A 23,536-nucleotide genomic window follows, 5' to 3' on the forward strand; every position below is an offset into this window, starting at 1 on the left:
TTCCAACTTCCTTAGTTCACTGCCTACTGCGAAACCTTGGCCAGTGTTTCCCGCTCGGCCTCAATTGTTGTGTCATCTCCGTGCCCGGTGCGGACCGCGGTTCCGGGCGGCAGCGTCAGCAGCCGTTCGCGGATGGAGGTGAGGATGGTGGGGTAGTCGCTGTAGGAACGCCCGGTGGCTCCCGGCCCGCCGTTGAAAAGGGTGTCCCCGGTGAACACCGTGCCTTCGCTTTCGAGGTAGAAGCAGGTGGAGCCGGGGGAGTGGCCGGGAGTGTGGATTGCCTGAAGCGTCGTGCCACCCACCTTGAACACGTCACCGTCCGCCAGGGAATGGTCCGGCTTTGAGTCAGGGTAGACCTGCTCCCAGAGGACGTGGTCCTCCGGGTTGAGGTAGATCGGCGCTCCTACGGCGTCGGCCACCTCGCGTGCGGCGCCGATGTGGTCGTTGTGGGCATGCGTGAGCAGGATGGCCAGCACTTTCCGGCCCCGCACCTGGCTGATGATCGCGGCGGCATCGTGCGGCGAGTCGATGATCACGCATTCCTCATCGTTGCCCACGATCCAGACGTTGTTGTCAACGTCCCATGTGCCGCCGTCGAGCGAAAACGTGCCCGAGGTGACCAGGTTTTCGATCCGGACGCCCATCAGGAAGCCGCCTGCTCGATTTCAACAACCGACCGCAGCACTTTTCCTTCGTGCATCCTGGCGAAGGCTTCCTCCACCTGGTCAATGGTGATCCGCTCGGAGACGAAGGCGTCCAGGTCCAGGTTGCCCTGCTTGTAGTGCGCCACGAGCATCGGGAAATCACGGGAGGGCAGGCAGTCGCCGTACCAGGAGGACTTCAGCGACCCGCCCCGGCCAAAGACATCCAGCAGCGGCAGCTCCAGCTTCATCTCTGGCGTCGGGACGCCCACCAGCACCACACGTCCGGCGAGGTCGCGGGCGTAGAACGCCTGCTTGTACGTTTCAGGGCGGCCGACGGCGTCAATTACCACATCGGCGCCGTTGCCTCCGGTGAGGGCGCGGATGGCCTCGATGGGGTCTTCCTTGCTGGAGTCCACGCCGTGCGTGGCGCCGAGTGACTTGGCCATTTCCACTTTGTTGGCGTCGATGTCCACGGCGATGATCGTGGTGGCGCCGGCCAGTTTGGCCCCGGCGATCGCTGCAATGCCGACGCCGCCGCAACCGATAACGGCCACGGACTCGCCACGCTTGACCTCACCGGTGTTGATGGCGGCACCGATGCCGGCCATCACGCCGCAGCCCAGCAGCCCGACGGCGGCAGCATCCGCCTCGGGGTCGACCTTGGTGCACTGCCCGGCGGCGACGAGGGTCTTCTCGGCGAACGCGCCGATACCCAGCGCCGGGGAGAGCTCGGTGCCGTCCTCGAGGGTCATTTTTTGGGTGGCGTTATGGGTGTTGAAGCAGTACTGCGGCTGGCCCTTGGCGCAGGCCCGGCACTCGCCGCACACCGCACGCCAGTTCAGGATCACGCGGTCACCAGCAGCCACTTCGGTCACGCCCTCGCCCACCGCGGACACCACGCCGGTGGCTTCATGGCCCAACAGGTAGGGGAACTCATCGCCGATACCGCCCTGCTTGTAGTGCAGGTCGGTGTGGCAGACCCCGCAGGTGAGGATGTCCACCAGCGCCTCACCCGGTCCCGGATCCGGAACCAGGATGGTCTCAAGCGTAACCGGGGCGTTTTTTTCCTTGGCAATGACTGCCTTGACTTTGTGAACCACGAACTGGTGTTCCTCTCCTAAGTCCCGGGACTCCTGGCCGCCGTATCCGCGGGCAGGTCAGCCGGCCGGGCACCAACCATCTCATTGCTGCCGCTTCGAAATCCAAAATGCTGCTCCAGCTATCAAGGATCTCATTGCGTAATGCACAACAAGATGCACATAGCGCGTACACGAAATATGTCAGCCGTCACAGCAAGTGTCAATAGAAGGGCCTAGTACTACGTACGCCCAAGGACATCTTCCCACGTTTCTTGCCCCCGTATATGCAACCCCAACTCCTTTGGCGCAACAACAGGGCTGGATATCGCCCTGGCGCCGACATGTTCGCTGCCGGGACCTGCTTGCGTTGGTACCGCAATAAAGGCGCCTGCAGGGCCATTGACTGCGTCAGCTACCACCTCTAGTCTGGTGCAACAGCGTTGCGCTTGATGCAACTGCTTCGCTTTCGCTAAAGACACCACTGTTAGAAAGGCAACACCACCATGACCATCACCACCGAGAACGCCACCAACGTCGCCGAACTGGAGCGCACGACGGTCCTCAAGAACGGCGAAAAAGTCAGCCTCACCTTCTCGGACGCCGAGTTCGAGCGCAGGCTTGCCGGACTCCGCCGCATCATGGCAGAAAAGGACCTCGACGCCGTCGTCCTCACCAGCTACCACTCCATCAAGTACTACTCCGACTTCCTGTTCACCACCTTCGGCCGGCCCTACGGCATGGTGGTCACCAAGGATGACGCAGTCACTGTCACCGCCAACATCGACGCCGGAATGCCCTGGCGCCGGAGCTACGGCGACAACATCGTCTACACGGACTGGCGCCGCGACAACTACATCTTCGCCATCCAGGAAGTCCTGCGCACCCGCGGCATCAACCCGCGGCGCCTCGGCGTCGAGGATGACTCCCTGCCGCTGGACAACCGCAATAAGATTCAGGCCGCATTCCCGTCCGCAGCCCTGGTGGACGTGGCCCAGGCAGCCATGCGCCAGCGCATGATCAAATCGGCCGAGGAGATTGAGGTCATCAAACACGGGGCACGGATCGGCGACCTCGGCGGCGAGGCCATCCGCAACGCGATCACCGCCGGGATCACAGAGTACGAGGTCGCCCTGATCGGCACCGAGGCGATGGTGCACGAGATTGCCCGGACCTTCCCCAACTCCGAGATCCGCGACACCTGGGTATGGTTCCAGTCCGGCATCAACACCGACGGCGCACACAACTGGGCCACCACCCGCAAGATCCAGGAACACGACATCCTGTCCTTGAACTGCTTTCCCATGACCTCCGGCTACTACACCGCCCTGGAACGGACCCTGTTCTACGGCGAACCGGACGCCCGCTCCCTGGAACTGTGGAACATCAACGTCGAAGTCCACAAGCGCGGGCTCGAACTCATCAAGCCCGGTGCGGTCTGCAAGGACATCGCCGCCGAGCTTAACGAGATCTACGTCGGCTATGGCCTGCTGGCCAACCGCACCTTCGGCTACGGACACTCGTTCGGCGTCCTCAGCCACTACTACGGCAGGGAAGCCGGGCTGGAGCTCCGGGAGGACATCGATACGGTGCTCGAACCGGGCATGGTGGTCTCCATGGAACCGATGATCACGGTCCTGGACGGCCAACCAGGCGCCGGCGGCTACCGCGAGCACGACATCCTGGTGGTGGGCGAAGACGGAGCGGAGAACATCACCAAGTTCCCGTTCGGGCCCGAGCACAACATCATCGGCGCTTAATCCTCAGCCACCGGAAGCGGCGCCACCACCATCGCGCCGCTTCCGGCCGCCTTTAGGGAATGATGGGTACCACCATGAGCGCAACAGAACCCGAAACCACAGGCAACGGCGACAGCAAAGGCGCCTCCGTCATCGTGAATGCCGTCGCGGTCCTCCGCACCTTCACGGCGGACGAGCCGCTCCTGGGGGTCACCGAGATCGCGAACCGCGTGGGGCTGCACAAAAGCACCGTCTCCAGGATCCTGGCCACCTTTGAGCAGGAACGCCTGGTGGAACGCGACGCCGAGACCCGGCGGTTCCGGCTGGGACTCGGATTGATTGCCGTGGCCGGACCCCTGCTGGCTGAACTGGAAGAGCGCCGCGTCGCCTACCCCGTGCTCCGCGAACTGTCGGAGCAGACCGGCGAAACCAGTGCCCTCATGGTCTGGAGCGGTGGCGAGTCCATCTGCGTGGAGCAAATTGCCAGCCACCACCAGATCAAGCACACCACCCCGCTCGGTGCCCGGTACAAGGACGCCCTCAGCGCCTCCGTGCAGGTGTTCCTCGCCCGGGAATCCGAACCCCGCGTCCGTTCCCTCCTCAACAGCGGCGCCATCACCTACCCGGGACTGGATGAATCCAGCCTGGACGCCTACCTCGTGCGGTTAAAGGATGACCTCCACCGCGGCTGGGCCATCAACTACGGGGAAACGTCCATCGACGAAGTGGGCCTGGCAGCACCCGTTCATGACCACCGCGGCGAGGTGGTGGCAGCCGTCCTGATCCCGGCGCCCCGGTTCCGCGTTTCGCAGGACCGCCTTCAGGCGCTCGGTGAAGCCTGTGCCGCCGCTGCCGGGAAGGTAACCGCCCGCCTGGGCGGACGGGTGCACGGGGCCGCCACGTAGACTGGCAGGATGCGGTTGGTAGCAAGTGACATTGACGGAACGATCCTTGGGCACGATGGAAAGATCAGTGACCGTACCGTCCGCGCCTTCCACGCCTGCCGGGATGCCGGCGTTGAACTCGTCTTTGTCACTGGCCGGCCGCCGCGCTGGCTCCACCCCCTGCAGGACCGGCTGGGCCACGCGGGTACTGTCATCTGCTCCAACGGCGCCGTGGTGTGGGACCTCGAAGCCGAACGGCTGGTATCGGCACATACCCTGCCCATCGAGTCCGTGCTGGAGATCCGCCGCATCATCAAGGAGCTCCGGCCAGGCGCCCTGTTCGCCGCGGAAACCCTCACCGGCTTCCACCTTGAGCCAGGCTTCATCGAAAACGGATCCAGCGAGCTGCTCAGTGAGTTCACCCCGGCGCCGCTGGCGGAAACGCTCGCCGCCGATGACGCCGTCGTGAAGTTCCTGGCGATCGTCCGGGAGGGCACTCCGGACGACTTCCTGGCAGAGGTTCGGCCCGCCGTCGAACATCTGGCTGCCACCACGCATTCCTCACCGGGCATGTCCATGCTTGAGTTGTGCCTTCCCGGCGTCAACAAGGCCGTGACGCTCGCCAAATATGCTGCCGCCCTGGGCATCGACGCCGCCGATGTTGTTGCGTTCGGGGACATGCCTAACGACATCGAGATGCTCCGCTGGGCCGGCCACGGCTACGCAATGGCCAGCGGCCATCCGGATGCCATCCTCGCCGCCGGGCAACAGGCGCCCCATTTTGACGACGACGGCGTGGCCCAGGTTCTGGAGGCCCGGTTGGCGTCGCTGGGCGTCAAACTTCCTTAGGCCCAATTTCCAGCTGACGCTCACCTTGCGTTCACCTCTGCTCTATACGGTTAGGCGAGGGAGCCGACCTCCCTTTCCGGCTCAAGGGGTAATGATGGCAAAAAACGTAAGGCACGACGCTGTAGATGTGCCGCTGCGCAGGGCAACTCCCGCGCCGCATTGGAAGCAGCTGCGCCAGGGCCACCGCGTCCGCGTGGTTTTCTCGCCCGGTTTCGAGGCAGGCGGCCTGGTGGACACCATCACCGCGGACCACACCGCTGTCTGGATTAACCTCGACGGCGGCCGCGGCCGCACCATGCTGCATTGCAGTGACGGCGTGGAGATACTTCCCGAAGAGGACTGAGGCCCTGCAGCCTCCGGCCCGGCAAGGCCGGGCACTCCGGTACGCTCGCAAGGTGAGTTTGCCGTTCTTTAGCAGCCCTGGCTCTGCTGGTCCGCAGCCGCCCGTCGCCATGGCCCACCGGGGCTTTTCAAGTCAGGGGCTCGAAAATTCGATGGCCGCGTTCCGCGCCGCCGTCGAACTCGGCTACCGGTACCTGGAAACCGACGTGCACACCACTGCGGACGGCGTGGTCCACGTCTTCCACGACGACACCCTGGACCGGGTGACGGACGGAACCGGGCGGCTCTCCGACCTCACTGCTGCTGACGTGGCCCGCGCCCGCATCGCCGGCCGTGAGCCAATCCCCACCTTCGATGACCTGGTGACGGGGCTGCCCGGGGTCCGCCTGAACGTGGACGTCAAGGACTGGAACTCCGTCCCAAGCCTCGCTAACGCCATCGAACGCCATCAGGCACATTCGCGCATCCTGGTCACCAGCTTCTCAGACCGGCGACGGCGGGCGGTCCTGAAGCTGCTGAGCCGCCCGGTGGCGTCATCGGCTGGGGTTGTTCCCGTGGGCCTGTTCACCGTCCTCGGCCGGGTGCTCCCGGGACCAGTCTTCCGGGTTGTCCTGCGCCGGATCCTGCAGGACGTCCACGCGCTTCAGGTCCCGGTGCGGTACGGGGCGATCGAAGTGGTCACGCCCGGATTTGTCCGCCGCGCGCACGCCCTGGGGCTGGTAGTCCACGTATGGACGGTCAACGATGCCGCAGAGATGCGCCGCCTGCTCGAACTCGGCGTTGACGGCATCGTGACCGACCGGGCCGACCTTCTCCGGGACGTGCTGCTGGAGCGCGGCGAGTGGCCGGATCCTGAGGACGCCTAGCCCCGGCCCGTGCTGGTGGACGGGTCCTGGTCCCCTTCGGAAGGATCTGCGCGCAGCTCATCAGGATCACCCTCCGGCAAACCTGCTGACCCCGGCACGTCACGCGGAATCCCGTCCGTGCCGCCGCCGGGCGCAGTGGCATTGCCGGCAAGCCCGCTTGAATCCGTGCCGCCGCCACCGAGGCCGGTCCGTGATGCCGTGGTGTCTTCCCCGTCCTCAGCGTCCCCACCCAGGGGAGCTTCGGAGACCGGGTCCGGTGCAGCTCCGGCCTTCAGCCCGGGAGCCTTTTGCTTCTCGGCCTCCATGGCGTTGGATCCCTCACTGAGGGAGGAATGGACCTCTACGTCATCATTGGGATCCGTGGGGTCCGGTACGTTCAGTTTTTCAGTGGGCTTGCTTGTTCCAGCCAGGTCTTCCATGGCGTTCTCTGCTGCCTTGCCGATGCTGTCGCCGATACCCATGTGACTGCTCCTTTTCACATCGCGGGCCGGCGCCCCCAGTGGGCTTCCGGACCATTACCCTTCCAGAATTATCAGCATGCTTACAATTAGTCCAGAGCTGGGGTACCAACCACGGCCGGCAGGAAGGACGAGCACTGTGAGCAGCTACCATCCGGAAAACGACCCCGCGAACCCGGATCAGCCGGGCAAGCCAGGCGCAACTGATGCAGGGGCCATCAAGCCCGGCGGGCAGCAGGGCGGACGGGACACCGGCGGCTCCGCGAATCCGGACCCCGCGGAAGGCAACGTTACGGGGCTGGAACCGGGCGGCGGAGTGCCGCCCGGGGAAACTCCGCCGGCCGAGGACCAGATGAGCGCAGACCAGGGCCACGACGAATAATCCATCCCTCGGACTTCACCAGCAGAAGGAGGACGTCCGGCCGCCGGTGACCTGTAGGTACGTCAGCGGAGCCGGGTCGGTGCTCAGCGGGGCTCGGTGCTCAGCGGGGCTCGGTGCCGGGAAAAATTGGCGTGGACTTCTCAGGGCCGACGAGCTGACGCTTCAGCCCGTCCAGATCGGCGCTGGTATTCCAGCTGGCCCAGTCAAGGGGCCGGACCGACGGCCTGCCCAGCAGGTACCCCTGGCCGGCGCTGATACCGAGCTCTGTCAGGACTTTCAGTTCACCGGCTGTCTCGATGCCCTCTGCCACAAGGGTGGTGCCAATCTGCCCGGCAAAGTCCACCATGCAGGCAATCATGGCCCGCTGGATACCGTCGTTGTCCACGCCGCCGATGACGTTCCGGCCCACCTTCAGGAAGTCCGGCCGCAGGTGCACCATCCTGCTCAAGGCGCCGGCCCCCGAGTGGGTGTCATCCACGGCGATGCGCAGGCCGCGTTCGCGCAAGGGGCTGACGGCCGAGATGAACTGCGGGTATTCCTCGTCACTGATGGTTTCCGTCAGTTCGAGCACTACGCGGTTGATGGGGAGGTCAATATGCTCAAACAGTTCCGGCAGGCGCGGGTCAAGGCACGACGTAGGCGTGATGTTAAGCGAGACGTACAGGTCCTCAGGAAGATCCTTGGCTGCTGCAGCGGCGGATCCAAGGGCCGAAAACTCGAGGTTCGCGCCCAGGCCCACGGCAGCCGCCTCGGCAAACCACAGTTCGGCGGCTGCACCGTCGTCGCTGACGAAGCGTGACAGTGCCTCGACTCCCACTACGGATTCTTTGGCAAGTCCGTAGATGGGCTGGAACGCCGTCATCAGCATCCGGCTCTCCAGCAGCGCACTGATGCGTGACATGCTGCGGATCGCATCGATCTGTTCAGCTAGTTTCGGCGGGATTGCCGCTGGTTCCAGGCGCATTCTCCGGGCGCTGTCCAGCGTTTCAACGGTGTTGGCGTCGCTGCGCCGCGTCTCCAGAAGGTACTCCAAAAGAGCCCGTTCGGGCACGCCGGGATTCTCATCGAGGCTGTTGCTAAGGCGCTGACGGACAGCGGCCCCGGACGGATCCTGATCTGCCAAAACCCCGGCGATGATTCCCCACGCCTGTACACGAACCGACATTAGCTACGCCCCCAGTTGACGAAGTAATGACCCAGTGGCCCTTTATTGTTCAATTTCCAACCGCTTCTAAAAGTCCCATGCTGCTGGTAGGCCACGGTACCCGCGGCGATGAAAATCAGACCCAGCACGATGATCGTATATCGGGGCGAACAAAAGTGCAGTAGTTTTCGCTTTACGGCTTTACGGCTTTACGGCTTTACGGCTTCGCGCTTTCCGGCTGGGCGGTTTCCGGCTGGGCGGCGAGCAGTCTGGGAACCTGCTCCGGCGGAACCGGCCGGCTGAAGTAGTAGCCCTGGGCGCTGAGGCAGCCCAGGCCGCGGAGTATCTCGGCCTGCTCCGCCGTCTCCACGCCTTCCCAGACAGCCTCCAGGCCGCATGCACGCACGAGCTGCAGGACAGCAGCCACCAGAGCTGGCTGAGTGGGATCGGTGCCGAGGCCGGTAATGAGGGAACGGTCCACTTTCACCCGGTCCACCGGCAGCCGGCGCAGGTAGCTGATGGATGAGTAACCGGTTCCAAAGTCATCAATTTCAATTCCCACACCGAGCCCCCGCAGCCCGCCCAGCGAGTAGCGGTCCAATTCGTTGCCTTTGACGATGGCCACTTCCGTCAGTTCCAGGACCACCTGTTCCGGCCGGACCCCGGTTTCCTTCAGGACGTTGCGCACGTCCTCGATGAACTGCAGGCTTTGCAGGTCGGTGGCGGAGATATTGATCCGGACGGAAAAATGGCTGTTTACGAGAGAGCCGTCAATCCATTGCCGCAGCTGGTGAACCGCGGTGCGAAGCACCCACAAACCAAGCTCGGAGATCAGTCCGGCGTCCTCCGCCAGTGGAATGAACTCATCCGGCATGATGAGCCCGCGCGTCGGATGGTTCCAACGGACCAGGGCCTCCACGCCCTCGATCCGGCCCGAACCGAGCTCCACCACGGGCTGGTAATGCAGTGTCAGTCCGTCGCTCCTGATAGCAGCCCGAAGGTCCTCCACCAGCTGGCTGCGGAGCCTGCGCACCAGCAGCAGGCCGGGTTCGAACCGGTGGAGCCTGTTTTGGCCTTCAGCCTTGGAGGCGTACATGGCCACATCGGCCTCCATCAGCATGTCCTCAGGGGTCTGCCCGGCGCCACCCACGCTCAGTCCGATGCTCGCGCCGCAGCGCACGCTTCGGCCCGGCAGCTCAATAGGCTCGTTCAGTGCAGCGAGGATGCGGTGTCCCACGATGGCGGCCTGATCGGCCGAAACTGCCGGCATGACGATCGCGAACTCGTCCCCGCCAAGGCGTGCCACGACGTCGGTGGCGCGTACCGCACCGCGGATACGTTCCCCGACGGTGATCAGGACCTGGTCGCCGGCGGTATGGCCCAGGCTGTCGTTGATGGATTTGAACGCATCGAGGTCAAGCAACAGGATGACCGGCCCGTCATGGGCGTCGTCATCAAGCGCGGCGCGCAAAGCTTCAAGCAGGGCCGAGCGGTTTGCCAGACCGGTCAGCGGGTCCTGCATAGCCATCTTTTGCATTTCGAGGTGGGCCTCATGCAGCAGTTGGGTGCGCACCTGCACGCGCTGTTCGAGTTCCTCGTAAATGATCTGAAGGTCCTCGGCGAGAAGGTTGGTGCCCATGATGATGGCGTCAAGCTCATCGCGGGATTCGGAGACCTCGATCCGCGAACTAAGGTCTCCCGACGCCAGCCGGACGATGCCCTCAAGCAGCTGGGAGAGCCGGGGGTCGTTCTCAGCAAACATCGGTCCTCCTTCCCGCGTTCAATTGGCCCGGGTTCGGCAAGGATCAAGGGGAAGGCTTACGGTGACGGTTGTGCCCGTCCCCAGGGTGGAGGCTACGTCGATGCGGCCACCGTGCCGGGCCACGATGTCCTTGGTGATGGCCAGGCCCAGCCCTGTACCGGGGATGGCCCCGGACATGGCGTTGGAGGCGCGGTAGAACCGGGTGAAAACGTGGTCGATTTCCTCGCTGGAGATCCCAATGCCGGTGTCCGCGACACTGACGGTGGCCCACCGGGTGCCGTCAGCAGCAGCATGGGACTCGCTGCCCACCTCGATCCGGCCACCGCTGGGAGTGAACTTGATGGCGTTGGACACCAGGTTGGTGAAAACCTGCTGCAGCTGTACCTCGTCCGCCAGGATTTCCGGATCCTCCGGGAGGGGGTCGACGGCGATGGTGACGTTCTGCAGCTGGGCCAGGGGCCGCAGTGCGCCGGCCACAAGGTCCAGGGTTTGTCCCAGGCGCACGGGGGTGAGATGCATCAGGTTGTCGTCGTGCCCGTTGCGGGAAACGCTGAGCATGTCCTCGATCAACATCCGCAATCGCTCCGTGTTGCGGACCACAATGTCCAGCATCTGGTGGACTTCGGGGGAGACCGGCTGCTCAGTGCTCTCCTGGATCATGTCCAGGTACGCCATGATGGAGGTCAGCGGCGTCCTCAACTCGTGGTTGACCGTGGCGAGGAAGTCGGTTTTCGCCTTGTCCAGTTGTTGGAGCTGCTTGACCACCTGCTGCTGGCTGCTGATCAGGTGGCTCTGAATCAGCCCGTAAGCCGCGTTGCCCGCCACGTGCTGGATCAGTCCCAGCTCCGCGCGCGACCATTGCCGCGGCTGGTCCAGCGTCACGATCCAGATAATGCCCAGCGAGGAACTTCCCTCGCCCATTGGCACCGCCAGTAACGACGCCGCAGGGGCAAGGCGAAGGGCGCTGGCCGCTTCACCGGCCCGTGAATCCTCGTCGGTCCCGTCAAAGGAAAACGTTTCGGCTGCCGCCCAGAGCCTGTCCGCCGTGTGCCGGGCTGAATCCTCATCCGGAAGCGCTTCCACGGGCAGCTCCTCGAGCCCGGCCTTGGTCCACGCGGCGGTGATCGGCGGCACACGCTCGTCCGCAAAAGTGGTGAGCCGGACATGGTCAGCCCTGAACGTCCTGCCGAAACCCTCAACTACAAGGTGGGCAATTTCCTGCGGCTCGTTGGTGCCGCGCACGGCAGCGGACACCAGCCGCAGCTGCTCGCGCAGCCCTTCGGCTTCCTGGCGCGCGGCGGCCCGCCGGGACACCTGCCTGATGAGCGCGGTGGCACGGTGGACCAGTTCCTTGGGCGGCACGGGCTTAGCGATGCAGTCGTGGATGCCGGGAGGCTGCATCGCTGCCAGTTCAGCGGGGCTGTCCAGGTCCACCATCACCAGGACGGGAACTTCCGTCTCCACAGCAGACAGGGACGTGTCAACCACAACCACTGCAGGATCACTTGCCTCCAGCAGGGCAGTCAGCCCGCCCGCGGTCGCGGCAGTCCGCACGTCGTAGCCTGCGTCACGGAGTGCCTGTGCGATCGCTGCCAGCCTGCCGCCGTCGGGGTCCGCCAGGACAGCGGTGCAAGGCACAGCTGAGTCCCACGGCATGTCAGCCGTCACAACGCCCCCTTCGATCCCAGTTGAGTACATTGTAGGGCGACGCGCCCCGGATGAACCCGCAAGAGTTTGAACATCCGGCAAGAGTGACGAAAAGCCCTGCGGCGGGTGACGCCGCACCGCAAGTTGGGCCGTTGGCTCCTGTCCAGTGGTCTGCATCATATATTTGGTCGGTGTCCTCCCCAGCGAAATCCATGCGCTCTGCCTTGCAGAAGTATCTGATGATTCCCAAGCTCATCCGCCTGTCCCGGTCCGCGCACAAGGACCGGCCGGTGGCGTGGGACCGGTACTGGTCCGGCATCAACGCCACCGGTGCCGGTGGTGAAGTGCTTTGGGACTCCGGCAGGGACAGTGAATTCCTTGGGTACAAGGACGTGCTGGTTCGCCACCTGGACCCGGAGCTTCCGGTCATTGATGTGGGATGCGGGCACGGCAGCTTCACGCGTGCGCTCGCCGCCGTCTTTCCCGACGTAGTAGGTGTGGATGTCTCGGCCCATGCCATTGGCCGCGCCCGGGCAGAGTCCGCTGCGGCGGGCAGTACCGATCGCCTCCGCTACGAAGTACGGGACATGACCGGGCCCGGCGCTGCAGCCGGCCTGGCCGGTGCGTCGGGGGCCAACATCTTCATCCGCGGTGTGCTGCACGTGCTGAACACGGACGACCAGATGGCGCTGGTTGAAAACCTGCGGCTGCTGGCCGGCACGCGCGGAACGCTATTCCTTGCCGAAACCAACTTCCAGGGCAACCCCGTGGACTACGTCTCCCACCTTGGCGCAACCACCAGGGGCATCCCGGCACCACTGGAGCGGGCCATTCGCGAACTCCCCATGCCCGGCAAATTTGGTCCTGCTGAACGGGCGCAAGTCCTTCCTGACGAAACCTGGGAAGTTTTGGAAGACGGCACAACCGCAATCGAAACGAATCCTATGACAGACATAGCGGCGCAAAGCCTCGTTCCCGGCTACTACGCGGTGGCACGTCCCAGGTCCTAGCCGCACCAGGCGGGGCAGAGGTACAATCGCCATCCGCTCCGATGGCCCTGCGCCCTTGACAGGGAGGCGGAGCGGGAGGCTAGATAGTAAGTAGACTTACTAGTTAGCTGCAGGGGAAAGGATGGCCACCATGGCACAGGACAAAGGCAACAAAACCCGCGAGGCTGAAACGGACCAGGACGAAGAGGACCTGGGCGCCGGCCCGGATGGAGGGAAGGTCCGTACGGGACCGGAATCATCCAAATCACTGAAGTATTCACAGGAGGTCACCTCCACTGATGACGAACCGGAGCGCGAGGGCAGGAGCCTGGTCACAACACACCACGAGGTCATCAGGCAGTGGGCGGAGGAGCGCGACGGCGTTCCCGCCACGGTGGACGGCACCGAGCACGGTGACCACCTTGGCGTACTCCGGATCGACTTCGGCGGCGAAAACGACAAGCTCCGCCACGTCAGCTGGGAAGAGTGGTTCGAAACCTTCGACTCCCGCCAGCTGAACTTCATTTATCAGGAACAGCGCAGCGACGGCCAGCAGTCCAACTTCTTCCGGCTTGAAAACCCAGGCCGGGAAGACGCCTAAGCCGCTTTCGCCAGCCGCACCCGCAGGACCAGCGCCGGACCACTGCCGGTGCCGTCCCGTCGTCGGCAGGCGCAAAAACCAACAGGAACAACCATGCGCGAACTTATCCCTTCCGGTTCCCTCCGCGGGATGCTGCTGCCGCCTACTTACGGCCGCCACGTCACGGACAACACCGCATTCACCGTTCTGTCCGTCGAGATCTGGGCCACCGGCCTGGTGGTCAACATCCAGTTGGCCTCCGACGACGGACCTGAGCCCAACATCATCCTCCAGGACCATTTCGGGACGGAATACTCGCTGCGCGAATCCGCTGTCCTGGGGTCCCGGAACCTGCAGGTCTTCGCTCCCTCGGTGCCGCCGGGAACCAGGAGCCTGACCGTCAGGTCGGCGGACGATGCCCAGGCACGTCCCGTGGTGACTTTTGCTGTCCCGCTCCTGACCGTGCGGGACGACCCTGCCGCTTCGAGCGATGACGGCTACCCCTCGCCGCCGGAACTGCGCCGCCCCGCCTGATCACCAAAAGGAGCCACCATGCAGGACACCACAGGATTCAGCCCCGCCACGGCCATCGTCACCGCGTCAGACTCCGGAATCGGCAAGGCCACCGCCGTTGCGCTGGCCCAAGCAGGCATGGACGTAGGGGTGACGTGGCATACGGACGAGGCAGGCGCCGAAGCGACTGCCGAAGAAATCCGCAGCCTGGGACGCACGGCCGTGGTGCGCCGGCTTGATACCACTGACCTCCGGGCCGCCGGCGGCGTCATCGAGGAGCTGGCCGACGAATTGGGCGGAGTGGACGTGTTCGTCAACAACGCCGGTACCGGGGACGGGACCAAATTCCTGGACCTGGACGTCGACACCTGGATGGAAACCCTGGACACCAACCTCAACGGAGCCTTTGTCTGCCTGCAGGCAGCTGCCCGCCGCATGGTCCGGGCGGGCAGGGGAGGGCGGCTGATTGCCGTCACCAGTGTGCACGAGTTCCAGCCGCGGGTGGGATCCTCGGCTTACGATGCGTCCAAGCATGGCCTGGGCGGCCTAATGAAGACGCTGGCCCTCGAACTTGGAGAACGCGGCATCACGGCCAACAGCGTTGCCCCCGGAGAAATAGCCACTCCGATGACGGGCCAGGAGGATGAGGACCCGACAACGACGGAGCGGCCAGGGGTGCCCCTGGGCAGGCCGGGGGACGCCAGGGAGGTCGCTGCCGTGATCGCTTTCCTTGCCTCTCCCGCTTCGAGCTACGTCACAGGCGCTTCCTGGGCCGTTGACGGCGGAATGCTCCAAATGGGTCCGCAGGGCGGCTCGCACATCACCGGCCATGGATGGCGCCAGGGGTAAAAGCCCCCGCAGCGTCCCTGACGGATCAGCATTACGAGGCGGGCAAGCGCTTTCCGATTTGGTGCTGGCATGATGGAGCCCATGCGCATTCTTATTGCTCCGGATAAATTCAAGGGTTCCCTCACTGCTGCTGAAGCAGCAGCCGCCATTGCCGAGGGTGCCCTGCGCGTCTATCCGGATGCCGTCGCCACCCAGTTCCCCATTGCCGACGGCGGCGAGGGCACCCTTGAAGCCGCGGTCGCTGCCGGTTACGAGGAGCGGATCAACGCGGTGGTTGGGCCCATCCTCGCCCCAGTCGGAGCCGCCTGGGCCATCCGGAAGGCCGGCGGCGGCAAGGTCACCGCAGTCATTGAAACCGCGCAGGCCTCCGGCCTGGCAGAAATGGAGCCCACTCCCGCGAACGCGCTCCGGGCCCACAGCTACGGCTGCGGCCAGCTGATTGCGGCTGCGCTGGACGCCGGCGCCACCGAGATTGTGCTGGGGCTTGGCGGATCGGCAATGACCGACGGCGGCAGCGGGGCACTGCGCGCACTGGGCCTGAAGCCGCTGGATGCGGCCGGGAATGTGGTGCCACTGGGCGGCGGCCCGCTCGCGGACATCGTGGCGCTGGACTCCTCCGGGCTGGATCCCCGGCTCACTGCCGCCACCTTCCGCATCGCCGTGGACGTGCGGAACCCGCTCTATGGAACGCTGGGAGCGGCGCACGTTTTCTCCCCGCAGAAGGGCGCCGACCAGGAAACTGTGGAACTGCTCGATGCCGGGCTTCGCAACTGGGCGTCCCTGCTGCGGGAAGCCACCGGCCGGGACGTCAACGTCGAGGGGGCCGGCGCCGCCGGCGGCTTCCCGGCGTCGTTCCTTGCCTTTACTGATGCAGCCCTGGAAGGCGGATTCGCGCTCGTGGCGGGCCTGACAGGGCTGGAAGGCCAGTTGGCTCAAAGCGATCTGGTCATCACCGGCGAGGGGTCCATGGACCACCAGTCGCTGACCGGCAAGGCGCCCATCGCCCTCGCCGACGCTGCCCGGGAACGAGGTATCCCCGTGATTGTGGTGGCCGGCAGGATCCTGGTAACCCCCGAAGACCTCGCCGGGCACGGAGTGGTTGCCGCTGCCCAATTGCTGGACGTGGCGGCCAGTCCGGAAGACGCGGTGGCCAACGCAGCCAAGTACCTGGCCTGGGCAACAAGCCAGGTACTTGAAGGCGCCTAGTCGAGGTCACCGCCGGTCAGCCGGCGCCTGCTAGACGATGGTTTTGTTGCGGCGCCGCTGCCAGAGCAGGACAGCGATCAGGGTCACCACCACCACCGCACCGATCACCCAAGGCGTGTAATCCAACCGGGTCGACTCATTTTCAGCTGATTCGCCGGTGCCCGGATTAACTGGGCCGGTGGAGGCGGTGTCCCCGGGGGAAGGCGTGGGGGAAGCAGCAGAAAGCGCAACGGTGGTTGGGGCTTTGTCTGCCACCGGGGAGGCATGGGCGGCGCCGAGTGAAACTGCCGGCGCGGCAAGCAGCAGCAGGGCTACCAGGGCCGTCTTCAAAAGTGTCTTCATAGGGTTCTCCTGTCGTTGTCCGCGGCCGGATGTCCGGCCGCGCGGCGGTATTGGGAAAAAGGGGTTCAGCGGAACGAAAGCGTGCTTGAGGGCTCCGGCCGGTTTGCAGGCCCGCTGCGCATCAGGGCGGCGAAGTGGCGATTACCTGTTGGCCTCAGCCCGCCTGTGCAGTTGGATGGGGACGAAAACCAACAGGATGACCATCACGGCCATCAACGCTCCTCCGGCGGAAAGGCCGGCTGTGCGTCCTGCCGTGACGTCGAACACCAAAGCTGCTGTGCCGGCACTCAGCAGCGCGATACCGGCGAGGGTGATCTTCGCGATGGTGTCCCCGCTGGAGACCAGGGTTTCCTTGAGCCTCTTCCGGAAGAGCCGCCGGTGGACACTGACCGGCAAGAGAATGAGCGCCGTGGTCAGTGCCGCGATCACCACGTTGGTCAGGTAGAGGGCAATCTGGAAGTCATCGAGGTCTTCAAACCTTTCCTGGAAAGGCAGGGTCAGGAGGAAGCCGGCCAGGATCTGTACGCCCATTTGCAGCACCCGCATCTCCTGCAGCAGTTCCGCCCAGTTGCGGTCCAGCTGCTCCTCCCGGGTCTCATTCCTGCCTGTCCGGCCGGTGTAGTCCTCCACATCCGACATTGCCGCTCCTTTCTGCGCCGTCCAGCTCCTGCAACCTTTCTACTCTTTAGGTACCCAGAAACCGGGACGACGTTGCGCCGCGCCCCACATTTGATAAGTTTACTGATTATTCGCGCGGAACGGTGGACTTCGCTCCTCCGGCCGGGATAGCTTCAAAGGGCCCGTGCACGTGGGGCCCTCTGAAACCGACACAGTGAGCAGGCGGACTATGAGCGACACGGAAAAGCAGACAGACCAGCCAAAGGACCCCCGGGGCGGCTATCACGCGGACGGGTTCCCGGAGCAGGAGCAGAAGCAGCCCGGACTGACGGCGCCCATGGAGCCCAAGCCGGACCACGGGGAACTCAGCTATGAGGGGCACGGGAAACTGCAAGGCAAGGCAGCCCTCATCACCGGCGGCGACTCCGGCATCGGCAAGGCAGCCGCCATCGCTTTCGCCCGCGAGGGCGCCGACGTTGCCATCTCCTACCTTCCTGAGGAGGAGGAGGACGCCCAGGACACCGCGGACTGGATCCGCAAGGCTGGTCAAAAGGCCCTGCTGTTTGCCGGTGACGGCCGCGAAGAGGAGTTCAGCACCCGGATCGTGAATGAAACGGCGGCGGAGTTCGGACGTCTTGACGTAGTGGTGCTGAACGCGGCTTACCAGAAGAACCGCGAAAGCCTGGAGTCCCTGCCTACCGAAGAGTTTGACCGGGTCTTTAAGACCAATCTGTACTCGCTGTTGTGGTCGGCGCGCGCGGCGGTGCCCCACCTGACGCCGGGTGCCTCGATCATCACCACGGCATCCATTCAGGCGTTCAACCCGTCGCCGGGCCTGATCGACTACGCGATGACCAAGGCGGCGCAGGTGGCCTTCACCAAGGCCCTGGCCCAGGAGCTTGGCCCCAAGGGCATCCGGGTCAACGCCGTGGCTCCGGGACCCATCTGGACCCCGCTGATTCCGGCGACGGAATGGCCCGAAAAGCTTCCGAAGTTTGGCCAGGACACTCCGCTGGAACGCGCCGGCCAGCCCGCCGAGCTTGCGGCGGCCTACGTCCTGCTGGCCTCGGAGGACGGGTCCTACATTTCCGGGGCCGTGCTGCCGGTCACGGGCGGCAAGGGGCTCTAAGCAGCGCCCGCTACCAGCTTTCATCCAACGCATAACAGGAGGAAACATGACGCAGGAAAACCAGAACGCCCAGCCGGAAGCGGATCCCGGCGGCTACGGCACTCCCACCGCGGAACAGGAGATGGGAGGAATTCAGGGCTCCGTGGACAGTTCGGCGACGGGTGGTGCGGCCGGCGTGGACACGAACGAGCCTCAGTCCGGGACGGGTGATCCGGTGCCCCGGGACGTGGACCTTCCCTCCGGCGAAGCTGAGCTGGATGAGACGAATGATGACTCCCAGGGGTCGGCACCCGTGTCCTCGGAGTCCGGCCAGGAAGCCGCTGGGATTCCGGACGGCAGCGGCAACGACCTGCCCAAGGAAAAATCACCGAACGACGACGACGGCGAGAGCTTCGACGCCGGGTAACAGGCTGGTGCCGCTCCCGGCGCACCTGGCATTCTTACCGCTGAAGGCCTCTCTCTACTGCCTGCACTGGCTGTAGGGGGAGGCCTTCGCCGTGCCGGGCATACATCCACCCTGATCTGGGTACAGAACCAGACGAACCCCACCATCAATGCCAAGGCGGCGCCAGGAGGTTGGCTTTGAGCAGGAGATCGTCCGAACAGTGGGCACGGCGGGTTGAGGTGCCTGACAGCGTGGCAGTGGATGTGCTGATACCCACGTGCAACCGGCCGGCAGAACTGGCCGTGACGCTGGCAGGTTTGGCCGGGCAGGAGGGCCCCGCCTTTCGCGTGGTGGTCAGCGACCAGTCCACGGACGCCCCCGGCTGGGAACATCCTGCTGCTGCAGCGATGGTCCGCGTCCTGGAGGCCCAGGGGCGCCCGGTCACGCTGCTCCGGCACCTCCCGCGGCGCGGGCTCGCGGAGCACCGCCAGTTCCTGTTGGATCAATCGGCAGCCGGCCAGTGCCTCTTCCTTGATGACGACATCTGGCTGGAACCGGGAGCGCTGGAACGGCTTAGCAGGGCTCTTGACGAGCTGGATTGCGGCTTCGTGGGGATGGCTCCGCAGGGCCTGTCCTACCTTGATGACAAGCGGCCGGAGCAGACAGCCGGCTTTGAAGCGTGGGACGGTCCAGTGACTCCTGAGCGCATCCGGCCGGGCGTCCCCGGCTTTGACCGCTGGCCGCTTCATAACGCCGCCAATCTCAGCCACCTTAGCGCTGATCTTTCCCTGGCGCCGGGGGAGTGGCTGCCCTACCGGGTGGCGTGGCTGGGGGGCTGCGTGCTTTACCGGCGGGAAGCCTTGAATGCCGCCGGCGGCTTCGCCTTTTGGACGACCCTTCCCGTAGAGCACGCCGGCGAGGACGTGGTGGCCCAATGGCAGGTCATGGAAAGGTACGGCGCCGCCGGGATCCTTCCCTCGGGCGCTGTCCATCTAGAGTCCCCCACCACGGTGACGGACCGGCGCGTGGAGGCCTACGACGTCGTCCTGACCGCAGACGCGCAGGCGTAGCAGGAATGCAGGGTGCAGCAGCCGGGCCTGTACCCTGCTGCCCCCTCCCGCGGGCAGGCCGCGGGACGTATCCTTAGAACCAGGTTTTGCAGTGGGCCGCGAGCGCTTCAACCAAGGCGTGCAACATGGCCGCTGAACCCACGGAACCGGTTGGCTGGGGACCCTTTCCACTGCCCCCGGAGCCGGTTTTCGACAGCAAGGATGTCGAAACCTACCTCTGGGAAGTTACCCGTGAGTTCATGGCGGACATCAAGGGTGAAGCCCGCGGCATCGGCTGGGCCGCCACCCTCTTCCGCCTGGGGAAGGCTCGCACCCTGGCCGCAAGCAATGATCAGGCGCGCGAGGCGGACCAGGAACAATGTTCCTTCGCTGACGGTCCAGTCATTGAGGCCCTCCGCAGCGGTGAGTTCGTGCTGCTTTCCGACGTCAGCAGGGACCGGCGCTGGCCAGGGTATGCGAGCGCGGCTGCCGGCCACGGCGTCCAGGCCCTCCTGTCAGTGCCCATCGTGTCCGAGGGCGTGACAAGCGCAGCCATCAATCTCTACGCATCATCGCCCCACACATTCACCAGCGATGACCTCCTGCGAAGCCGCAGCTATGTGCAGCAGGTTGCCCGCGCGCTGCGCGTAGTGGTCCGGGTGGCCGAACGCGCAGAGGCTACGGCTGGCCTTGCCGTGGCCCAGAGCTCGCTGGTCCTGGTTGACCTGGCAGTGCGCAGCCTCACAGTCGAGTACGGCCTCACCCGGGAAGGGGCCCTGCGGTTCCTGCAGAGGGAGGCAATGCACCACGAGCTGGGCCTGCGGGATGCGGCCCTGAATGTTGTTGCCCCTGGCCCCGGCCGGGATCCTTCCATGCCGCGGCGGGATCCGGCGGATGACCTGGAAGACTTCCGCATGATGGCCCCGGCGGAGCTGGACCAGCCATCGGAGGCGGTTGCCCCCGAAGCCTTCCCTTCCACGACGACGACGACGGCGAAAGGACGGCCGGCATGACCATCGAAGAGCAGGAAGCGCACTCCGGGAGGCCCCCGGCGCAACGGCATCCGTGGCACCGCTTCGTCGCCCTCGGCGACTCCTACACGGAAGGAATCGGCGACCCGGAGCCACGCAGCATCGGCGGGTTCCGTGGCTGGGCGGACCGTGCCGCCGAGGAACTCAGCAGCGGCCAAAGCGACTTCGCCTATGCCAACCTGGCCGTGCGGGGACTGGTGCTCCAGGAGATCCTGGACCGTCAACTCGAACCGGCACTTGCCCTTAAGCCAGACCTGACGGCGATGTCCGGTGGCGGAAACGATGTGGTTTTCCACCGGGGAGACCCGGATAAGCTGGCGGAAAAGATGGACCAGGCGGTGGGCCTGCTGGCCGGGACGGGCGGAACCGTCCTGCTGTTTGCCGGGCCGGACTGGGGCAACACGCCGATGCTGGGCCAGACCCGGGGAAGGCTGGCCATATACAACGAGCACCTCCACCGCATTGGCATGCGCCATCACGCAGTGATGGTGGACCTGTGGTGCCTGCCGGCGCTCCACGACCCCCGGACCTGGGACAAAGACCGGCTGCATCTTTCACCGTTGGGCCACCACGCTGTGGCTGCCGCTACCCTTGACGCACTGGGAGTCCCGCATTCCCTGAAGGCCCTGCAGCCCCGCCCTGTTCCTACCTCCGGCTGGAAGCAGGCAAGGGCCGATGACCTGGTATGGGCGCGGCAGTACCTGTTCCCCTGGGTGCTGAGCCGGCTCCGGCCCCACACGGTGGAGTCCCTGGCGGCGAAACGTCCCCAGCCAGGACCGGTCTTCGGACTTGGGCGCCCTGGTCCGTTCCCGCCCGGCCACCCCGCTGGAACCGTGTCTTCGGGCGCGCTCGAGGACACCGGGGAAGTTGGCGAAGTGGCCTAGCAGGGCGGCGCTAGCGTTTCTTGGGCGTGCGCTTTGCTGCTGCGTTCATGGCTGCCTTGTCTGCAGGCGGCAAACCGGCCTGTTCGGTTTCGGGCTCGGCCACGGTCCCGCGGGCCTTCGCGATGGACTTCATGCCGTGGTAGATCACCAGGGCAGCGGCGGAACCGAGCGCGATACCGGTGAACTTGAGGTCGCCGATGGTCCAGGTGTAGTCGGCGATGCCGATGATCAGGGCCACTGCCGCGGTGGTGAGGTTCACCGGATTGGAGAAGTTCACCTTGTTCTGCACCCAGATCTTCACCCCGAGGATGCCGATCATGCCGTACAGCATGGTGGCGGCACCGCCCAGAACGCCTGGCGGAACAGTGGCGATGAGCTCGCCGAACTTGGGGGAGAAGCTCAGCAGGATGGCGAAGATGCCTGCCACCCAGTAGGCCGCCGTCGAATAGACCTTGGTAGCGGCCATGACACCGATGTTTTCGGCGTAGGTGGTGGTTCCGGACCCGCCGCCGAAGCCGGCCAGGACGGTGGCCGCACCGTCAGCCATAAGCGCGCGGCCGGAGACGCCGTCGAGGTTTTGGCCCGTCATGGCGGCCACTGATTTCACGTGGCCGATGTTTTCGGCCACCAGCACCAGCACCACGGGGACAAACAGGCCCAGGACGCCCACGTGGAATTCGGGGGTCTGGAACTGCGGGAGGCCCACCCAGGCGGCGGCGTCCATTTTTTCGTAGCTCACCTCGCCGCGCAGCATGGCTACGAGGTAGCCCACCACCACACCCACCAGGATGCTGAGCCGGCCCAGGATGCCGCGGAAGAGGACGCTGACCAGGATGATCGTGGCAAGGGTGATAACGGCAGTGACGGGGGCGGCGTCGAAATTGTTCTTTGCTGCCGGGGCAAGGTTGAGCCCGATCAGTGCGACGATGGCCCCGGTGACGATGGGCGGCATGAGCCGGTTGATCCAGCCTGCCCCGAACTTCTGCACAATGGCGCCCACCAAGGCAAGGGTTGCCCCGGCCAGGACCACGCCGCCCAGGGCCCCGGGCACGCCGAACTGCTGCTGGGACGCCATGATGGGCGCGATGAACGCGAAACTCGACCCGAGGTAGCTGGGCACCCGGCCTTTGGTGATCACCAGGAAAAGCAGCGTGCCGATGCCCGAGAAGAACAGGGTGGTGGCGGGCGGCATGCCGGTGATGATGGGCACCAGGAAGGTGGCGCCGAACATGGCCACCACGTGCTGCATGCCCACGCCGATGGTCAGCGGCCAGGCGAGCCGCTCGTCAGGGGCCACAACGTGGCCTGGGCGGATGGACTTGCCGGTGCCGTGCAGCTTCCACTTGGTTCCGAGCATGCTCATGGCGGGAGCCTTTCAAAAGGGGGGTGCCGCGGAGGGCGAAGATCAGTTTGCTCCAGAATACCGCCAGCCCCAGGTGCCGGTCCGCTGTGTCGGATGTCACGGGCCGTCACGGGAAGAGGACCGCAGTGGTTGAAGTTGCAAGTATGGAAAGCAACGAGGCCGCCCCAAGCAGCGGGGAGGCGCAGCGAAAGGTAAGCCCATGACCATTGCCCACGAAGAAGCAGTCATCGATCCGGCTGCCGTCGACGCCATTTTTGCCCAGGCCCGGACCGCCAACTCCTTCACGGGAGAGGTGACTGAGGAGCAGGCGCAGGCTATCTACGAGCTGACCAAGTTCGGCCCAACAGCCTTCAACTCACAGCCGCTGCGCGTAACCTACGTCCGCTCGGATGAGGCCCGGGCCGCACTGGTTGACGCCCTGATGCCGGGCAACCGTGCCAAGACCGCCTCTGCTCCGCTGGTGGCCATCCTCAGCTTCGACACCGACTGGGCCGGGCGGTGGGACAGCTTCCTTCCCGGTTACAACGCCCCCAAGGCCATGTATGACGCCAACCCGGAGCTCGCAGCCGCCACAGGCAACAACAACGCCCACCTGCAGGCCGGCTATTTCATCCTGGCCGTGCGCTCCCTCGGGTTCGCCGCAGGTCCCATGACGGGCGCAGACTTCGGTGCGATTGACGCTGCGTTCTTCCCCAACGGGGACCAGAAGAGCTTCCTTGTGGTTAACATCGGCCAGCCCGCCGAGGACGCTTTCGGCGAAGCCAAGCCCAAGTTCGCCTACGAGGACGTCGTCCGCACCGTCTGA

The 23,536-nt window shown here is 65.2% G+C and carries 26 protein-coding genes; 17 read left to right on the forward strand and 9 right to left on the reverse strand.

Features of this window, described 5'->3' with window-relative positions:
• Positions 1 to 23: 23 nt before the first annotated feature.
• Positions 24 to 644, reverse strand: coding sequence for an MBL fold metallo-hydrolase (locus tag AC5RVN_RS14160; protein ID WP_494138361.1), 621 nt, complete (start codon positions 642 to 644; stop codon positions 24 to 26).
• The gene (locus tag AC5RVN_RS14165; protein ID WP_494138362.1) at positions 644 to 1,744 is read right to left on the reverse strand and encodes an S-(hydroxymethyl)mycothiol dehydrogenase; all 1,101 of its coding nucleotides are present in this window, start codon (positions 1,742 to 1,744) and stop codon (positions 644 to 646) included. Before AC5RVN_RS14165 ends, AC5RVN_RS14160 begins: the two co-directional genes overlap by 1 nt.
• 482 nt (positions 1,745 to 2,226) lie before the next feature.
• On the opposite strand from AC5RVN_RS14165, the gene AC5RVN_RS14170 reads away from it, so the two are divergent.
• The 5 genes from AC5RVN_RS14170 to AC5RVN_RS14190 all read left to right on the forward strand — a co-directional run bounded on the left by AC5RVN_RS14170 (position 2,227) and on the right by AC5RVN_RS14190 (position 6,400).
• On the forward strand, positions 2,227 to 3,480 hold the full coding sequence (locus AC5RVN_RS14170; protein WP_494138363.1) for an aminopeptidase P family protein: 1,254 nt from the start codon (positions 2,227 to 2,229) through the stop codon (positions 3,478 to 3,480).
• A 74-nt stretch (positions 3,481 to 3,554) separates the two neighbouring features.
• Positions 3,555 to 4,364 (forward strand): IclR family transcriptional regulator, encoded by an 810-nt coding sequence (locus AC5RVN_RS14175; protein WP_494040362.1) that lies wholly within the window; start codon positions 3,555 to 3,557, stop codon positions 4,362 to 4,364.
• 9 nt (positions 4,365 to 4,373) lie between these two features.
• Positions 4,374 to 5,192, forward strand: a complete 819-nt coding sequence (locus AC5RVN_RS14180; RefSeq protein WP_494040363.1) for an HAD family hydrolase — start codon at positions 4,374 to 4,376, stop codon at positions 5,190 to 5,192.
• 94 nt (positions 5,193 to 5,286) lie between these two features.
• The gene (locus AC5RVN_RS14185; RefSeq protein ID WP_494040364.1) at positions 5,287 to 5,535 is read left to right on the forward strand and encodes a hypothetical protein; all 249 of its coding nucleotides are present in this window, start codon (positions 5,287 to 5,289) and stop codon (positions 5,533 to 5,535) included.
• A gap of 109 nt (positions 5,536 to 5,644) precedes the next feature.
• Positions 5,645 to 6,400, forward strand: coding sequence for a glycerophosphodiester phosphodiesterase family protein (locus AC5RVN_RS14190; protein WP_494138439.1), 756 nt, complete (start codon positions 5,645 to 5,647; stop codon positions 6,398 to 6,400).
• Here the strand turns inward: AC5RVN_RS14190 and AC5RVN_RS14195 are convergent.
• Complete coding sequence (locus AC5RVN_RS14195) at positions 6,397 to 6,861, reverse strand: hypothetical protein (RefSeq protein ID WP_494105701.1); 465 nt, start codon at positions 6,859 to 6,861, stop codon at positions 6,397 to 6,399. The two genes, AC5RVN_RS14190 and AC5RVN_RS14195, sit on opposite strands and share 4 nt — an antisense overlap.
• 136 nt (positions 6,862 to 6,997) lie before the next feature.
• Here AC5RVN_RS14195 and AC5RVN_RS14200 point away from each other — a divergent pair, with 136 nt between their 5' ends.
• Positions 6,998 to 7,240: a DUF6480 family protein gene (locus tag AC5RVN_RS14200; protein ID WP_494138364.1), complete on the forward strand. Its 243-nt coding sequence runs from the start codon at positions 6,998 to 7,000 to the stop codon at positions 7,238 to 7,240.
• Positions 7,241 to 7,340: 100 nt separating this feature from the next.
• On the opposite strand, the gene AC5RVN_RS14205 is transcribed toward AC5RVN_RS14200, so the two are convergent.
• From AC5RVN_RS14205 to AC5RVN_RS14215, 3 genes are all read right to left on the reverse strand, one after another.
• On the reverse strand, positions 7,341 to 8,405 hold the full coding sequence (locus AC5RVN_RS14205) for an EAL domain-containing protein (protein ID WP_494105703.1): 1,065 nt from the start codon (positions 8,403 to 8,405) through the stop codon (positions 7,341 to 7,343).
• A gap of 196 nt (positions 8,406 to 8,601) precedes the next feature.
• A complete protein-coding gene (locus tag AC5RVN_RS14210) occupies positions 8,602 to 10,146 on the reverse strand; it encodes a putative bifunctional diguanylate cyclase/phosphodiesterase (RefSeq protein WP_494105704.1) in 1,545 nt (514 codons plus the stop codon).
• An 18-nt stretch (positions 10,147 to 10,164) separates the two neighbouring features.
• Entirely contained in the window at positions 10,165 to 11,814 is a 1,650-nt protein-coding gene (locus AC5RVN_RS14215; RefSeq protein ID WP_494040369.1) for a sensor histidine kinase, read from the reverse strand.
• A gap of 218 nt (positions 11,815 to 12,032) precedes the next feature.
• Between AC5RVN_RS14215 and AC5RVN_RS14220 the strand changes: the two genes are divergently transcribed.
• The 5 genes from AC5RVN_RS14220 to AC5RVN_RS14240 all read left to right on the forward strand — a co-directional run bounded on the left by AC5RVN_RS14220 (position 12,033) and on the right by AC5RVN_RS14240 (position 15,930).
• Complete coding sequence (locus AC5RVN_RS14220) at positions 12,033 to 12,803, forward strand: class I SAM-dependent methyltransferase (RefSeq protein WP_494105705.1); 771 nt, start codon at positions 12,033 to 12,035, stop codon at positions 12,801 to 12,803.
• A gap of 130 nt (positions 12,804 to 12,933) precedes the next feature.
• The gene (locus tag AC5RVN_RS14225; protein ID WP_494040370.1) at positions 12,934 to 13,383 is read left to right on the forward strand and encodes a hypothetical protein; all 450 of its coding nucleotides are present in this window, start codon (positions 12,934 to 12,936) and stop codon (positions 13,381 to 13,383) included.
• A gap of 93 nt (positions 13,384 to 13,476) precedes the next feature.
• Complete coding sequence (locus tag AC5RVN_RS14230) at positions 13,477 to 13,896, forward strand: hypothetical protein (RefSeq protein WP_494040371.1); 420 nt, start codon at positions 13,477 to 13,479, stop codon at positions 13,894 to 13,896.
• A gap of 18 nt (positions 13,897 to 13,914) precedes the next feature.
• Complete coding sequence (locus AC5RVN_RS14235) at positions 13,915 to 14,724, forward strand: SDR family oxidoreductase (protein WP_494138365.1); 810 nt, start codon at positions 13,915 to 13,917, stop codon at positions 14,722 to 14,724.
• Positions 14,725 to 14,805: 81 nt separating this feature from the next.
• Entirely contained in the window at positions 14,806 to 15,930 is a 1,125-nt protein-coding gene (locus AC5RVN_RS14240) for a glycerate kinase (RefSeq protein ID WP_494040373.1), read from the forward strand.
• Between the two features lie 30 nt (positions 15,931 to 15,960).
• On the opposite strand, the gene AC5RVN_RS14245 is transcribed toward AC5RVN_RS14240, so the two are convergent.
• Both AC5RVN_RS14245 and AC5RVN_RS14250 read right to left on the reverse strand, forming a co-directional pair.
• Positions 15,961 to 16,272 carry a LuxR family transcriptional regulator gene (locus tag AC5RVN_RS14245; protein ID WP_494040374.1) on the reverse strand — a complete coding sequence of 104 codons (312 nt, stop codon included), beginning with the start codon at positions 16,270 to 16,272 and terminating at the stop codon, positions 15,961 to 15,963.
• A gap of 141 nt (positions 16,273 to 16,413) precedes the next feature.
• The gene (locus AC5RVN_RS14250; RefSeq protein WP_494040375.1) at positions 16,414 to 16,911 is read right to left on the reverse strand and encodes a DUF6328 family protein; all 498 of its coding nucleotides are present in this window, start codon (positions 16,909 to 16,911) and stop codon (positions 16,414 to 16,416) included.
• 208 nt (positions 16,912 to 17,119) lie between these two features.
• Between AC5RVN_RS14250 and AC5RVN_RS14255 the strand changes: the two genes are divergently transcribed.
• From AC5RVN_RS14255 to AC5RVN_RS14275, 5 genes are all read left to right on the forward strand, one after another.
• Positions 17,120 to 18,019 (forward strand): SDR family oxidoreductase, encoded by a 900-nt coding sequence (locus AC5RVN_RS14255; protein WP_494040376.1) that lies wholly within the window; start codon positions 17,120 to 17,122, stop codon positions 18,017 to 18,019.
• A 46-nt stretch (positions 18,020 to 18,065) separates the two neighbouring features.
• Positions 18,066 to 18,425: a hypothetical protein gene (locus AC5RVN_RS14260; protein WP_494040377.1), complete on the forward strand. Its 360-nt coding sequence runs from the start codon at positions 18,066 to 18,068 to the stop codon at positions 18,423 to 18,425.
• Between the two features lie 176 nt (positions 18,426 to 18,601).
• Positions 18,602 to 19,474, forward strand: a complete 873-nt coding sequence (locus AC5RVN_RS14265) for a glycosyltransferase family 2 protein (protein WP_494040378.1) — start codon at positions 18,602 to 18,604, stop codon at positions 19,472 to 19,474.
• A 125-nt stretch (positions 19,475 to 19,599) separates the two neighbouring features.
• Positions 19,600 to 20,466: a GAF and ANTAR domain-containing protein gene (locus AC5RVN_RS14270; RefSeq protein WP_494040379.1), complete on the forward strand. Its 867-nt coding sequence runs from the start codon at positions 19,600 to 19,602 to the stop codon at positions 20,464 to 20,466.
• Positions 20,463 to 21,368 (forward strand): SGNH/GDSL hydrolase family protein, encoded by a 906-nt coding sequence (locus tag AC5RVN_RS14275; protein ID WP_494040380.1) that lies wholly within the window; start codon positions 20,463 to 20,465, stop codon positions 21,366 to 21,368. Before AC5RVN_RS14270 ends, AC5RVN_RS14275 begins: the two co-directional genes overlap by 4 nt.
• A 10-nt stretch (positions 21,369 to 21,378) precedes the next feature.
• Here AC5RVN_RS14275 and AC5RVN_RS14280 read toward each other — a convergent pair whose 3' ends face one another.
• Positions 21,379 to 22,731 carry a uracil-xanthine permease family protein gene (locus AC5RVN_RS14280; RefSeq protein ID WP_494040381.1) on the reverse strand — a complete coding sequence of 451 codons (1,353 nt, stop codon included), beginning with the start codon at positions 22,729 to 22,731 and terminating at the stop codon, positions 21,379 to 21,381.
• Positions 22,732 to 22,930: 199 nt separating this feature from the next.
• On the opposite strand from AC5RVN_RS14280, the gene AC5RVN_RS14285 reads away from it, so the two are divergent.
• Positions 22,931 to 23,536, forward strand: a complete 606-nt coding sequence (locus AC5RVN_RS14285; protein ID WP_494040382.1) for a malonic semialdehyde reductase — start codon at positions 22,931 to 22,933, stop codon at positions 23,534 to 23,536.

This window comes from Arthrobacter sp. sptzw32 (genome assembly GCF_059089735.1).